Annotated in this window: 11 protein-coding genes; 6 read left to right on the top strand and 5 right to left on the bottom strand. The window is 64.5% G+C overall.

Annotated features, from left to right (window positions below; genetic code table 11):
- The first annotated feature begins 95 nt into the window (after positions 1–95).
- The 6 genes from glmU to RSE12_10135 all read left to right on the top strand — a co-directional run bounded on the left by glmU (position 96) and on the right by RSE12_10135 (position 7,851).
- Positions 96–1,451 (top strand): bifunctional UDP-N-acetylglucosamine diphosphorylase/glucosamine-1-phosphate N-acetyltransferase GlmU, encoded by a 1,356-nt coding sequence (gene glmU / locus RSE12_10160; protein ID WRH64658.1) that lies wholly within the window; start codon positions 96–98, stop codon positions 1,449–1,451.
- Entirely contained in the window at positions 1,451–3,274 is a 1,824-nt protein-coding gene (gene glmS / locus RSE12_10155; protein ID WRH64657.1) for a glutamine--fructose-6-phosphate transaminase (isomerizing), read from the top strand. The genes glmU and glmS overlap by 1 nt, the downstream gene beginning before the upstream one ends.
- Positions 3,271–3,942: a DNA alkylation repair protein gene (locus RSE12_10150; GenBank protein ID WRH64656.1), complete on the top strand. Its 672-nt coding sequence runs from the start codon at positions 3,271–3,273 to the stop codon at positions 3,940–3,942. Before glmS ends, RSE12_10150 begins: the two co-directional genes overlap by 4 nt.
- A gap of 295 nt (positions 3,943–4,237) precedes the next feature.
- Positions 4,238–5,251, top strand: coding sequence for a GTP 3',8-cyclase MoaA (gene moaA / locus RSE12_10145; protein WRH64655.1), 1,014 nt, complete (start codon positions 4,238–4,240; stop codon positions 5,249–5,251).
- A 237-nt stretch (positions 5,252–5,488) separates the two neighbouring features.
- Positions 5,489–6,847 carry a cytochrome ubiquinol oxidase subunit I gene (locus RSE12_10140; GenBank protein WRH64654.1) on the top strand — a complete coding sequence of 453 codons (1,359 nt, stop codon included), beginning with the start codon at positions 5,489–5,491 and terminating at the stop codon, positions 6,845–6,847.
- Positions 6,847–7,851 carry a cytochrome d ubiquinol oxidase subunit II gene (locus tag RSE12_10135; protein WRH64783.1) on the top strand — a complete coding sequence of 335 codons (1,005 nt, stop codon included), beginning with the start codon at positions 6,847–6,849 and terminating at the stop codon, positions 7,849–7,851. Before RSE12_10140 ends, RSE12_10135 begins: the two co-directional genes overlap by 1 nt.
- Here RSE12_10135 and RSE12_10130 read toward each other — a convergent pair.
- The 5 genes from RSE12_10130 to argE all read right to left on the bottom strand — a co-directional run bounded on the left by RSE12_10130 (position 7,848) and on the right by argE (position 13,385).
- On the bottom strand, positions 7,848–8,207 hold the full coding sequence (locus RSE12_10130) for a DUF1304 domain-containing protein (GenBank protein WRH64653.1): 360 nt from the start codon (positions 8,205–8,207) through the stop codon (positions 7,848–7,850). The two genes, RSE12_10135 and RSE12_10130, sit on opposite strands and share 4 nt — an antisense overlap.
- Positions 8,204–9,370, bottom strand: coding sequence for a M20 aminoacylase family protein (locus RSE12_10125; GenBank protein ID WRH64652.1), 1,167 nt, complete (start codon positions 9,368–9,370; stop codon positions 8,204–8,206). The genes RSE12_10130 and RSE12_10125 overlap by 4 nt, the downstream gene beginning before the upstream one ends.
- A 54-nt stretch (positions 9,371–9,424) precedes the next feature.
- Positions 9,425–10,678 carry an Hsp70 family protein gene (locus tag RSE12_10120; GenBank protein WRH64651.1) on the bottom strand — a complete coding sequence of 418 codons (1,254 nt, stop codon included), beginning with the start codon at positions 10,676–10,678 and terminating at the stop codon, positions 9,425–9,427.
- 194 nt (positions 10,679–10,872) lie between these two features.
- A complete protein-coding gene (locus tag RSE12_10115) occupies positions 10,873–12,216 on the bottom strand; it encodes an FAD-binding oxidoreductase (protein WRH64782.1) in 1,344 nt (447 codons plus the stop codon).
- The gene (gene argE, locus RSE12_10110) at positions 12,216–13,385 is read right to left on the bottom strand and encodes an acetylornithine deacetylase (protein WRH64650.1); all 1,170 of its coding nucleotides are present in this window, start codon (positions 13,383–13,385) and stop codon (positions 12,216–12,218) included. The genes RSE12_10115 and argE overlap by 1 nt, the downstream gene beginning before the upstream one ends.
- Positions 13,386–13,445: the final 60 nt, after the last annotated feature.

Below are 13,445 nucleotides of genomic sequence, written 5' to 3'. Positions count from 1 at the left end.
GCTTGAAACACCCCGTAAACAGCCGTGAAGCGGGCAAGGCTTGCGGCCCGCCTTAATGGGGGTAAAACGGGCGCAACAAGAAGGAAAGGGGCAGTATGCCGGTCTCGCTTATCATTCTGGCCGCGGGCCAGGGCACGCGGATGAATTCCGACCTGCCCAAGGTGCTGCACAAGGTGGGGGCAGCGCCCCTGCTGCATCATGCCATGCAGGCCGGGCGCGCGCTGGAACCCGAGGTGACGGTTGTGGTCACGGGCCATGGGGCCGAAGCGGTGGCGAAATCGGCGCGGGCCTTTGACGAGGATGCGCAGACCGTGGTGCAGGCCGAACAGAAGGGCACAGCCCATGCGGTGTTGCAGGCGGCACCGCTGTTGCAGGGCGTGGCGGGGGATGCGCTGGTTCTCTATGGCGATACGCCCTTCATCCGGGAAGAAACGCTTCAGGCGATGCTGGCTGCGCGCAAACGCCATGCGGTGGTGGTGCTGGGCTTTCACGCCGCTGATCCGGGCCGCTATGGCCGCCTGATCGCGGAAGGCGAGGCGCTGGCGCGGATCGTCGAATGGAAAGACGCGAGCGAGGATGAACGCGCCGTCACGCTGTGCAATTCCGGCGTGGTCTGTGCCAATACCGCCACCTTGTTGCGGCTGTGCGCGGCTGTGGGCAATGACAATGCGGCGGGCGAGTATTACCTGCCCGATATCGTAGCCTTGGCTCGGGCCGAGGGGCTGTCGGCGGGGGTTATCCTGTGCGACGAGGCGGAAACGCTGGGCGTGAACACCCGCGCGCAACTGGCCGATGCGGAGGCCGCCTTTCAGGCGCGTGCGCGGGCCGAGGCGTTGGAAAACGGTGTGACGCTGACAGCGCCGGAAACGGTGTTCTTCGCCCTCGATACAGTGGTGGGGCGCGATGCGGTGATTGGGCCGAACGTGATCTTCGGCCCCGGCGTGACCATCGAGAGCGAAGCCGAGGTCAAGGGGTTCTGCCATCTGGAAGGCTGTCACATCAGCCGCGGCGCGCAGGTCGGGCCCTTCGCCCGGCTGCGCCCCGGCGCGGAACTGGCTGAAGATGTGCATGTCGGCAATTTCGTCGAGATCAAGAATGCGATCCTCGATGAAGGGGTGAAGGTCGGGCATCTGACCTATCTGGGCGACGCCCATGTGGGGGAGTTCACCAACATCGGTGCAGGCACGATCACCTGCAACTATGACGGGGTGATGAAGCACCGCACGGTGATCGGCAAACGCGCCTTTATCGGATCAGACACGATGCTGGTGGCCCCTGTCACGGTGGGCGATGGCGCGCTGACGGGATCGGGGTCGGTGATCACGGAAGACGTGCCTGCCGAGGCTGTGGCCATCGGCCGGGCCAAGCAGGTGAACAAACCGGGCCTTGCGACCAAATTTTTCGAAAAGTTAAAATCCATCAAGGCCAACGCGGCAAAAGGGCATCCATAATGTGCGGAATTGTAGGGGTCTTGGGTAATCACGAGGCGGCGCCGCTGCTAGTTGAGGCGCTGAAACGGCTGGAATATCGCGGCTATGACAGCGCCGGGATTGCCACCGTGAACAGTGGCAAACTGGATCGTCGCCGCGCGGTGGGCAAGCTGGTGAACCTTTCTGATCTGTTGGTGCATGAACCGCTCGCCGGGAAGGCGGGCATCGGTCACACCCGCTGGGCCACACATGGCGCGGCAACGGTTACCAATGCCCATCCCCACCGTGCGGGGCCGGTGGCGGTGGTGCATAACGGGATCATCGAGAACTTTCGCGAATTGCGCGAGGAGTTGGCGACCGCCGGCTATGTGCAGGAAAGCCAGACCGATACAGAGACCATCGCCCTGCTGGCGCAGATGCACATGGCGCGGGGGATGACGCCGGTCGAGGCCGCGCGCGCGACGCTGCACCGGCTGCATGGGGCCTTTGCGCTGTGCTTCCTGTTCGATGGCGAGGATGATCTGATGATCGCTGCCCGCAAGGGCAGCCCCTTGGCCATCGGCCATGGCACGGGCGAGATGTTCGTGGGATCGGACGCCATTGCGCTGGCGCCGATGACGGACCGGATCACCTATCTGGAAGAGGGCGACTGGGCGGTGATCACCCGCAAGGGGGCTGAGATCTTTGACTCCGCCGACCGCCGGGCGAACCGGTCCGAAACGCGGATCCAGATTGATCAGACGCGCGTCGAGAAGGCGGGCTACAAACATTTCATGGCCAAGGAGATTGCCGAGCAGCCGGTGGTGATCGCGGATGCGCTGAAGCACTATACCGGCGGCAAAGCAGTGCCCGCGCTGAACCTGCCTGAAGGGGTGGATTTCACCGGGGTGGACCGGGTGGTGATGGTGGCCTGCGGGACGGCGTCCTTTGCCTGTCATGTGGCGAAATATTGGTTCGAACAGATCGCCGGACTGCCCGCCGAAATCGACATCGCGTCGGAGTTCCGCTATCGCGAACCTCCCTTGTCGGACAAGGGTTGGGCGATCTTCGTCAGCCAGTCGGGCGAGACGGCGGATACGCTAGCCGCGTTGCGCTATGCCAAGGAAAAGGTGGCGAAGGTCGTTTCGGTGGTGAATGTGCCGACATCTTCGATCGCGCGCGAAAGCGATCTGAGCCTGCCGATCATGGCGGGGGTGGAGGTGGGCGTGGCGTCCACCAAGGCCTTTACCTGCCAGCTGACGGTGTTGGCGTTGCTGGCGATCAAGGCCGGGCTGGACCGGGGGCGGCTGGATGCGGCGGGGGCGGCGGAACTGCTGTCGGGCCTGCGCAATCTGCCGGGGTTGATGAACCACGCGCTGGCCTTGTCGGCCCCGATTGCCGCGATTGCCGAAGAACTGGCCGAGGCGCAGGATGTGCTGTTCCTGGGGCGCGGCGCGATGTATCCGCTGGCGCTGGAAGGGGCGCTGAAACTTAAGGAAATCAGCTATATACATGCCGAAGGTTATGCATCGGGCGAATTGAAGCATGGGCCTATCGCGCTGATTGATGCCCGCGTTCCGGTGATCGTTCTTGCCCCGCGTGACGCGCTGTTCGACAAGACGGTGTCGAACATGCAGGAGGTGATGGCCCGGCATGGCAAGGTGCTGCTGATTTCCGATGCGGCCGGGGTGGCCGAGGCGGGCGCGGGCACCTGGCGGACGCTGACCATGCCTGAGGTGCCGGCGGCCTTTGCGCCAATCCTTTACGCGATTCCGGCGCAGTTGCTGGCCTATCACACGGCGATTGCGAAGGGCACGGATGTGGACCAGCCGCGCAATCTGGCGAAATCGGTGACGGTGGAATGATCCCCGAGGCACTGGCGCAACTGGAGGCTTTGGCCGATGCGGGCAAGGCCGCCGAGATGGCGGCCTATCACAAGGTTTCCCGGCGATATCTGGGGGTTACGGTGCCTCAGGTCGAGGAACTGGTCGCAGAATGGCGGGCAGAGTTGGATGTCGAGGCGCGGGTCGCACTGGCGGCAGGGCTGTGGGAGAGCGGCATCCATGAGGCGATGGTGGCGGCGGCAAAGCTGCTGGCGCAGGCGCGCATCCGGCCCGACGGGGCGGTGTGGGACCTGATCTGCACATGGGTGCCGGGGTTCGAGGGATGGGCCGTGGCCGATCATGCCACGATTGCCGCGCAGAAGCGGCTGGTCGCAGACCCCGCGCGGATCGAGACAGTGGCGGGTTGGACGGCGAGCGAAAACATGTGGACCCGGCGCGCGGCGCTGGTGGTCACCCTGCCCTTTGCCAAGATGAATTTCCTGAAAGAACAAGAGCTTGTCATCCGCGAGCGTGCCTTGGGATGGGCGGCGGACTATGTGGCGGATCGCGATTGGTTCATCCAGAAGGCGGTGGCCTGGTGGGTGCGTGACCTGTCGAAGCACGATGCCGCGCGGGCGCGGGTGTTTCTGGACGGGCCTGGCGCCGGGTTGAAGTCCTTTGCCCGGAAGGAAGCGGCGCGGTACCTGTAACGGTGGTCTTGGTGGGTGGCCCCGGGGGCTTGCCCCCGGACCCCCAGGGTATTTTGGCCAAGATGAATAAGCTTATTTTCCCGGCGCGCGTTAACCTTAACGGCAGGTTAGGGCTGCGTGCGGTCACGGTGTGTTTGGCGGGCGATACCAAGGTCTTGCGGGCGATCCTCCCGGTAGAATGGCTTTTTTACCTGACGCGCATGAGCGTGACCCGCGACGAAGGTCTGACGCGGGCGGGGGGGAAAGCGGCGCTTCGTGACTTGCGAGGGTGGGGGATAGTTCTTAACCTTGTGTCATGGATGCGCGCCCTGCCCCGCTGATTGACCCGTTTGCCCGACCGATTTCCTATTTGCGGGTGTCGGTGACGGATCGCTGCGATTTCCGCTGTGTCTATTGCATGGCGGAGAACATGACTTTTCTGCCCAAGGCGGACCTCTTGTCGCTGGAGGAGCTGGACCGGCTTTGTTCGGCCTTCGTCCGGCTGGGGGTGGAAAAGCTGCGGATCACCGGGGGGGAGCCCTTGGTGCGCAAGGGGATCATGACCTTCTTTCGTGCCATGTCGAGGCATCTGGAGAGCGGCGCGCTGAAGGAATTGACGCTGACGACCAATGGGTCGCAATTGCGCAAACATGCCGCCGAGTTGGCCGAATGTGGGGTGCGGCGGATCAATGTGTCGCTGGACACGCTGGACGCGGACAAGTTCGCCAAGATCACCCGCTGGGGGCGGTTGGCGCAGGTTCTGGACGGGATCGAGGCCGCGAAAGAGGCCGGGCTGCGGGTGAAGATCAACACCGTGGCGCTGAAAGGGTTCAACGAAGATGAGCTTTTTCAACTGGTTGACTGGTGCGCAGCAGAAGGCCACGATCTGACCTTCATCGAGGTCATGCCGATGGGCGATCTGGGCAATGAGGACCGGCTTGATCAGTATTGGTCGTTGAAAGACCTGCGGGCGCGGTTGGCGGAGCGGTTTGCGCTGACCGATCTGGCCGAGCGGTCGGGGGGGCCTGCGCGCTATGTCCGGTTGGGGGAGACGGGGCAGAAGGTGGGCTTCATCACGCCCCTGACGCATAACTTCTGTGAAAGCTGCAACCGGGTGCGGCTGACCTGCACGGGCGAATTGTACATGTGCCTGGGCCAAGAGGATATGGCCGATCTGCGCGGGCCGCTGCGGGCGAGCCCGGAGGATGCGGTGGTGGAGGCGGCGATCCGTGCCGCGATTGCGAAAAAGCCCAAGGGGCATGATTTCGACTATTCCCGCGCCGGGGTGCAGGGGAAGATGTCGCGGCATATGAGCCATACCGGCGGTTAAGGCCGGATCGACGATCTAACCCCCTGAGAACGCTGGGTTTACCTCTGCCTTTTTGCCAGAATTGCGATGCAGCGCCCGGTGCAGATGGCGGTGCAGACAGCTGTGCATACGCGCGGTGCGGAATTTCTTTGTTAACCACGATTCGATCTGACAGGCTGTCGCATGGGGCAGCCCGTCGCAGACCCCTCGTATCCGCCTTTATCGCCCCTAGATCACGGGCAATCAGAAAGGTGAGTCATGGATACCCTGATACTTTCGCGCATGCAGTTTGCAGCCAACATTTCGTTCCACATTCTGTTTCCCACGATCACCATCGCGCTGGGATGGGTGCTCTTGTTCTTCAAGCTGCGCTTTGCCCGGACGGGGGACCGGAAATGGATGAACTTGTACATGTTCTGGGTGAAGGTTTTTGCTTTGTCCTTTGCCCTTGGGGTGGTGTCGGGGATCACCATGTCGTTCCAGTTCGGCACCAACTGGCCGGGCTTCATGGAGACGGTGGGGAATGTGGCGGGGCCGTTGCTGGCCTACGAGGTGCTGACAGCCTTCTTCCTTGAGGCGGTGTTCCTGGGGATCATGCTGTTTGGTGCAAGCCGGGTGCCGGGATGGCTGCACACGTTGGCGACGTTCCTTGTGGCCTTTGGCACCACGATGAGCGCGTTCTGGATTCTGGTGCTGAACAGCTGGATGCATACGCCGGCGGGGTATGAGCTGCGCGACGGGATCGTGTTTGCCACCGACTGGTGGGCGATCATCTTCAACCCGTCGATGCCGTACCGGTTGGTGCATATGCTGTTGGCGAGCGGGTTGACCGTGGCCTTCCTGATTGCCGGTCTGTCGGCCTATCGCATGTTGCGCCATGACCGCGATCCGGCGGTGGCAACGGGGCTGCGCGTGGGGTTGATGATTGGTGCGGTACTGATGCCCATTCAGATTTTGGCGGGCGACATGCACGGGCTGAACACGCTGGAGCATCAGCCGCAGAAAGTGGCGGCGATGGAGGGCAACTGGGAGACGCAGGGCAATGTGCCGTTGCTGCTCTTCGCCCTGCCGGATGAGGCGGCGCGCGAAAACCGGTTCGAGATTGGGATTCCGTCGATGGCATCTGTGATCCTGAAGCATGACCCTGCGGGGGTGGTGCCGGGGCTGAATGATTTCGTGGCCGAGGATGGCACCGTGATGCACCCGCCGGTGGCGCCTGTGTTCTGGTCGTTCCGGGTGATGGTGGCAACGGGCATGGCGATGCTGGTGGTGGCCTGGGCGGGGATGTTCCTGATCTGGCGCCGTGGGGTTGAGGCGCTGCCCCGGCCCTATCTGATGGGGGTGACGGCCATGACCTTTGCCGGGTGGCTGGCGACGCTGGCCGGGTGGTACACGACCGAGATCGGCCGTCAGCCCTGGCTGGTGCAGGGGGTGCTGACGACGAAACAGGCGGTGGGTGACATCGCAGCCGGAATGGTACTGTCGACGCTGCTGGCCTATCTTGCGATCTATGTGGCGCTGCTGGCGGCCTATGTCGGCGTGATCTTTCATCTGGCGCGCAAAGGCGGGGTGCTTTCGGCCCCCGTCACAAGCCCCGGCATGCAGCCTGCGGAGTGATGGGGATGTTTGATCCGGAAGTCCTGCCGTTGATCTTTGCCGCGCTGATGGGGGTGTCCATCCTGCTTTATGTGGTGCTGGACGGGTTCGATCTGGGGGTGGGCCTGTTGTTCCCCTTTGCCGATGAGGCCGAGCGGGATCGCATGGTCGCCTCGATCGGGCCGTTCTGGGATGCGAATGAAACATGGCTGGTGCTGGCCATCGGGTTGCTTTTGGTGGCGTTCCCGGTGGCGCATGGCGATATCCTGACGGCGCTGTATCTGCCGGTGGCGGTGATGCTGATCGGGCTGATCCTGCGCGGGGTGGCGTTCGAGTTCCGCGCCAAGGCGCCGCTGGGGCACAAGCGGCCCTGGGATGTGGCGTTCTGGTCGGGGTCGTTGATGACGGCGCTGTCACAGGGGTTCATGCTGGGCATGTATGTGATGGGGCTGGAATGGACCTGGGCCAAGGTGGGCTTTGCCGCGCTGACGGCGGGGGCGCTGGCGGTGGCCTATTCCTTCATCGGGGCGGCCTGGGTGATCCTGAAAACCGACGGGGTGTTGCAGCGCAAGGCGGTGGATTGGGCCAAGGGCGGCATCTGGGGCGTGGTGCTGGGAATGGGGGCGGTATCTGCTGCGACGCCGCTGGTATCGCAGCGCATCTTTGACAAATGGTTCAGCTTTCCCGAAGTGGTGGCGCTGGCACCGCTGCCGTTGATGTCAGGCCTGCTGGTGGCGCTGTTGTGGCTGGCGTTGCGGCGGTTGCCGACGGCGAATGACAGTTTCGCCTGGTTTCCCTTTGCAGGGGCGACGGTGCTGATGGTGCTGGGGTTCTTCGGGATGGCCTACAGCTTTTACCCCTATATCGTGCCGGAACGGTTGACGATCTGGGAGGCGGCAGCCTCGACCGAGAGCCTGTCGATCATCCTTGTCGGCACGCTGTTCGTGCTGCCCGTGATCATGGGCTACACGGTGCTTGCCTATTTCATCTTCCGCGGCAAGGCCACGAAGCTGAGCTATGACTAGATGCCCGCAAGAACCGCCGCGATGGCCAGCGCGGCGGGGACTGCCTGGATGAACAGGATCCGGCGCGAGGCGGTGGCGGCGCCGTAAAGCCCCGCCACCAGCACGCAGCCAAGAAAGAACAGCGCAAGGGGGCGGCCTGCGCCCCCTGCCCCTTCGATCACGGCCCAGAACAGGCCTGCGGCGAGAAAGCCGTTATAGAGCCCCTGATTGGCGGCAAGAACTTTGGTCGCGCGGGCAAACTCCTCTGTCGTGCCAAAGGCGCGGCGGGTGCGGGGATGTTCCCAGCGGAACATCTCCAGCACGAGGATATAGACATGCAGCGCGGCGATAGCCGCCGTGAGGCCCGCCCCGATCATGCGGCGGGCATCCGGGATTCGACCATGCCGGCATACCAACTGCTGCCAAAGGGGATGACGTTGTCATCAAAGTTGTAGGCCGGGTGATGCACCATCGCCGTGTCGCCGTTGCCCACAAAGATATAGGCTCCGGGGCGTTCGTTCAGCATGAAGCTGAAATCCTCGGCCCCCATCAGGGGGGCGGTGTCGGGATCGACCTGACCGGACACCTGACGCGCCACCTCGACCGCGTAATCGGTGTTTTCCGGCGCATTGACGGTGACGGGATAGCCGCGCGCATAATGCACCTCGGCCCGTGCGCCCAGCGCCATGGCAGTGCCATTGGCAATCTCGGCCAGCCGCTTTTCGACAAAATCCTGCACGCCATGATCCATGGTGCGGACGGTGCCCTTCATCTTTACCACCTGTGGGATGACGTTATGCGCGGTCGAGTCCGTCTCGACCGTGCAGACGGAAACGACGACCTGTTTCAGCGGATCGACATTGCGCGAGGCGATGGTTTGCAGCGCCACGACGATATGGGCGGCAACGACGGTGGTATCGACGCAATCATGCGGTTTGGCGGCATGGCCGCCCTTGCCGGTGACCACGATTTCAAACTGGTCAGCTGCCGCCATCAGCGCGCCCTTGCGGATGGCGAAATGGCCCACGGGGATGCCGGGCATGTTGTGCATGCCGTAAACCTCTTGGATCCCCCAGCGGTCCATCATGCCGTCGGCCACCATTTCGCGCCCGCCACCACCGCCCTCTTCGGCGGGCTGAAAGATCACCACGGTGGTGCCGTCGAAATTGCGTGTCTCGGCCAGGTATTTGGCAGCCCCAAGCAGCATGGCGGTGTGGCCGTCATGGCCGCAGGCATGCATCTTGCCGGGGGTCTTGGAGGCATAGGGGACGCCGGTCTGTTCGATGATGGGCAGCGCGTCCATATCGGCGCGCAGGCCCACGACGCGGCCTGTCGTATCTGTCTTGCCCTTGATCACGCCCACCACGCCGGTGCGACCGATACCTTCGACCACCTCATCACAGCCGAAACCGCGCAGCAGATCGGCCACGCGGGCGGCGGTGCGATGCACGTCGAACAGCAGTTCGGGATGTTCGTGGAAATCGCGCCGCCAGGCGGTGATCTCGGGCAGCAATTCGGCGAAGCGGTTCTTGACGGGCATGGGAGTCTCCTTTGCCAGCAAGCCTAGCGCAGCCGTCCCCCGGCGCAAGTCCTGTCAGGCAAAGCGGCGGCGGGCGTCCAGCGCAAGGCCGGTGCCGACCGATCCCAGCATATCGCCCGTGGCCAGCCGCGCCCGTGGAAGCGCGGCGGCTACCGTGGCGCGCAGCAGCGGAAGTTGTGATGACCCGCCGGTGAGGAAGACCGTGGCGATGCGGTCTGCCGTAAGGCCGGCATCGGCGATGGTGGCGTCGATCAGCGCGCGGATGCGGGCGACGGGGGCGGCGACGGCCTCTTCGAACCGGTCGCGCCGGGCCATGGGGTTGGGGCCGCCGGTCAGCGCCGACAGCGCAAGGCGCGTCGCCTCCAGATCCGACAGGGCGATCTTGGCGCGCTCCACCTCCATCGCAAGGGCGTGGCCGTGGCGATGATCGACCACCTGCATCATGCGGGCGATCAGATCGGGCTGGTCGGCATCGTGCCAGAGCGCCTTGAGATCGGCCATGGTGCGCTGCGAATAAAGCGTGTTGATACGGTGCCACGTCGCCAGATCCAGCCAGTAATGGCGCGGCATGATCCCCTGCCCGCCCCGGCTTGGCGACAGATACCCCAGATGCGGCATCACCTCGGCCAGCGACAGCAGGCGGTCGAAATCTGTCCCGCCCACCCGGATGCCGCCATTGGCAAGGATATCGCCCATGCGATGAGGGGCGCGGGCGCGATCTGGCGACAGGCGCAGGACCGACAGGTCGGACGTGCCGCCGCCAATGTCGAAGACCAGAACGATCTCCTCCTCCGTCAGCCGCTGTTCGTAATCCAGCGCGGCGGCGACGGGTTCGAATTGAAATTCCACCTCGCGAAAGCCGCAGGCGCGGGCGATCTCTTCAAGCACGCCTTGGGCGGCGGCATCGCCTTCGGGATCGTCGTCCACGAAATGCACGGGGCGGCCGAACACCGCCTGCGTCAGGCCGGGCTGGGCCGCATCCAGACGCGCGCGCAGATGGGTGATGAAGCGCTGCACGATGTCGCGAAAGGTGATCGCCCGGTTGCCCACCACAGTGCGGTCATTGACCAGCCCCGATCCCAGCGTGGATTTCAGCCCGCGCATCAGGCGGCCTTCATCGCCTTCCAGATAGGCGCTCAGCGCGGCGCGGCCAAAGGTGGGGGGAAGACCATCGGCATGAAAGAACACGGCCGAGGGAAGCGTGACCTGATCCCCTTCAAGCGCGATCAGCCGCGCGCCCGTCGCATCGGCCAGTCCCACAGTGGAATTGGAGGTGCCAAAGTCGATGCCCGCAAATGCCACGCCCATATCCACTGCCCCCTGATCAAGCCGCGCGGCCTAGCCTGCGCCTACGGGGAAGTAAAGCGCCTAAAGCCCCCTTCAGCTTGGCCCAAATACCCCGGGTGTTTGGGGGCAGCGCCCCCATCAGCCGAGCCAAGCGCGAAGGCGCGCAGGCGAGACAAAAGGAATGCGCGGCCCCCTTGGGGGCGCGCTCATCCAGATTACAGCGAGGGGCCGGGAGTCAGCACCGATCCGTCGGTGAAGCGCGACAGGCGGAAGCGGGACAGGTCATGGCCGGGGTCGTTGCCTGCCACCAGATCGGCCACCACGCGGCCCATGCCCGGGCCGATGCCAAAGCCATGGCCGCTCATCCCCGTGGCGATGGTCAGGCCCGGCAGGGCCGCCACCCGGTCGACCACCGGCACGACATCGGGCATGGTGTCGATCATGCCGCCCCAGGCCGCGCGCAGGCGGGGGCGGCCCATGGCGGGGAAGGCTGCGGCAAAGGCGGATTGCACCTTGGCGATCCGGTCCATGTTCGGGGTGGGATTGAGCACGCGGACGGCTTCGAAGGGCGAGGCTTCATCCCCGCCCCAGCGGCGTTTCGTGCCCCAGGCATCGGGGTAGCCTTTAGGGGCCATGGGGCGGAAACTGGTAGAGCGGAAATCCTTTTTCAGCACCGGCAGATAGGTGCGCAGGTCGCGGAATGCGTCGGGGCCGATATAGAAATCATGCCCCGATCCCGGCGCAATGGAATAGCCGCCGTCCTGTCGGCGGCGGAAAGCGAAGTCGTCGTCGCAGGCATTGCCGGGAAAGATTTCGGCCATCGGTTCGGTCGCGGCGACCGAGGCAAGGACGGAAAGCTGCGGGATATTCACCCCTTCGCTGCGCAGGAACAACGCCGACCATGCCCCGCCCGCCACCACGACCTGATCACAGGCGATGCGGCCCTGTTCGGTATGCACGCCCGTCACCCGGCCCGCCTGCACATCCAGCCGCCGCACGGCACAGTGTTCCACCACCACTGCGCCGCGCGCGATGGCCCCTTCGACAAGGCGCGGCACGGCCTGCCACGGCTCGCCCCGCGCATCGGACGGGGTGTAAAGGCCCGCGACCCAGGTCTTCGCGCTGCCCTTCAGTTTTTCCGCAACGGCGCCTGCGGTAATCATATGGGTGTCGACGCCATGGGGTTTGGCGTCTGACAGCCAGGCTTCGAACCGCCCGACTTCGGCCTCGGTCTTGGCGAGGTAGAGGACGCCTTCCTGTCGGAAGCCAAGGGTTTCGCCAAACTCCTGCGCCAGCGATTTCCACAGGCGCAGGCTTTCCATCATGATGGGCAATTCGCCCATGTCGCGGCCCTGTTGGCGGATCCAGCCCCAGTTGCGGCTGGATTGTTCGCCCGCGATGCGGCCCTTTTCGCAAAGCGTGACCTTGAGGCCCCGTTCGGCAAGAAACCACGCTGTCATCACCCCGATGACCCCGCCACCCAGAACCACCACATCGCAGGCCGCCGGGGGCGGGCCAGGAAAGCGGATCGGAGAGGCATCAGAGATCGGGAAGCGCATCATCGGGCGAGTTCATCCAGCAGGCGGTGCATGAAGCGGTGGCCGGCCTGAAATTCCGACAGGGCCAGCCATTCATCGGCCTGATGCGCCTGTGCGATATCGCCGGGGCCGCAGATGGCGGCAGAGTAGCCCGCCTCTTGGAACTGGCCGGCCTCAGTCCCGTAGGACACGACGCCCGATGCGTTATCACCGGTCAGGCGGCGGGCCAGCGCCTCGGCTGCGCCGCCCTGTTCAGGGGTCAGGGCGGGGACGCCGAAGAAACGGTCCAGGTGGATGGCGGCCTCTGGCCGGATGGCCCGCATCGCGGCTTCAAGCCGTGCCACTTCGGCGATGAAGGTCTGGGCGTGGGCCTCGACCTCTTCGCCCGGGACGACGCGCATTTCCAGCGCGAAGCGGCAATCGGCGGCGGTGATGTTATGGGCGGTGCCGCCCTGAATCATGCCGACATGCAGCGTTGTGAAGGGCGGGTCAAAAGGCAGCGCCTCGGCGGTGCGGGGCTGTGATTGGATCCAGGCGTTGCGGTCATTGGCCCATTGGATGAGACGCGCGCCTTCCATGATGGCCGACACGCCATAGGGCAGCAGCGAGGAATGGACCTCGAACCCTTTGACATGCACATGAAAGCCCGTGCCGCCCTTGTGGCCGTTGATGACCTTCATCAGGGACGGCTCGCCGATGATGGCGGCGGCGCCTTTGGGCAGCACGCCCTGCATGGCGGCGATCATCGGGGGGGCACCGGTGCAGCCGATTTCCTCATCATAGGAGAGCGCGATCTGAAGCGGGCGCTTGACGCCGCGCTGATGCGCCTCGACCAAGGCCCAGATGGACAGGGCATCGAATCCCTTCATGTCGCAGGTGCCGCGCCCGTACAGGCGGCCGTCACGTTCGGTGACCGTCCAAGGGTCAGACGTCCAGCTTTGGCCATCCACGGGGACGACGTCGGTATGGCCCGACAGCACCACCGCCCCCTCCTCCCACGGGCCGACATGGGCGAAAAGCGCGGCCTTGCTGCGGTCTTCATTCCAGTGGCGATGCGAGTCGATTCCCTGCAGGGCGAGGTAATCCTGCACCCAGTCGATGAGCGGAAGGTTGGTGTCGCGGCTGACAGTTGGGAATTTGACCAACTGATCAAGGATTTCGCGGGGCGAAAGAGTCGAGACGGCGGGCATGCGATGCTTTCCTGTGCGGTGCGCGCAGACTGGCGGGGGATTGCCGGGTGGTCAAGGCGT

The organism is Fuscovulum sp. (assembly GCA_035192965.1).
Taxonomy (GTDB): Bacteria; Pseudomonadota; Alphaproteobacteria; order Rhodobacterales; family Rhodobacteraceae; genus Paragemmobacter.
Note: the sequence above shows the minus strand (reverse complement) of the source record. Positions and strands in the feature narration are given on the sequence as shown.

What these genes read in the sequence shown, in the direction of transcription:
- argE (WRH64650.1), bottom strand. Translation starts at nt 13,385, where the DNA reads ATGCCCGCCGTCTCGACTCTTTCGCCCCGCGAAATCCTTGATCAGTTG.
- glmU (WRH64658.1), top strand. Translation starts at nt 96, where the DNA reads ATGCCGGTCTCGCTTATCATTCTGGCCGCGGGCCAGGGCACGCGGATG.
- RSE12_10150 (WRH64656.1), top strand. Translation starts at nt 3,271, where the DNA reads ATGATCCCCGAGGCACTGGCGCAACTGGAGGCTTTGGCCGATGCGGGC.
- moaA (WRH64655.1), top strand. Translation starts at nt 4,238, where the DNA reads ATGGATGCGCGCCCTGCCCCGCTGATTGACCCGTTTGCCCGACCGATT.
- glmS (WRH64657.1), top strand. Translation starts at nt 1,451, where the DNA reads ATGTGCGGAATTGTAGGGGTCTTGGGTAATCACGAGGCGGCGCCGCTG.
- RSE12_10135 (WRH64783.1), top strand. Translation starts at nt 6,847, where the DNA reads ATGGGGATGTTTGATCCGGAAGTCCTGCCGTTGATCTTTGCCGCGCTG.
- RSE12_10125 (WRH64652.1), bottom strand. Translation starts at nt 9,370, where the DNA reads ATGCCCGTCAAGAACCGCTTCGCCGAATTGCTGCCCGAGATCACCGCC.
- RSE12_10115 (WRH64782.1), bottom strand. Translation starts at nt 12,216, where the DNA reads ATGCGCTTCCCGATCTCTGATGCCTCTCCGATCCGCTTTCCTGGCCCG.
- RSE12_10140 (WRH64654.1), top strand. Translation starts at nt 5,489, where the DNA reads ATGGATACCCTGATACTTTCGCGCATGCAGTTTGCAGCCAACATTTCG.
- RSE12_10120 (WRH64651.1), bottom strand. Translation starts at nt 10,678, where the DNA reads ATGGGCGTGGCATTTGCGGGCATCGACTTTGGCACCTCCAATTCCACT.
- RSE12_10130 (WRH64653.1), bottom strand. Translation starts at nt 8,207, where the DNA reads ATGATCGGGGCGGGCCTCACGGCGGCTATCGCCGCGCTGCATGTCTAT.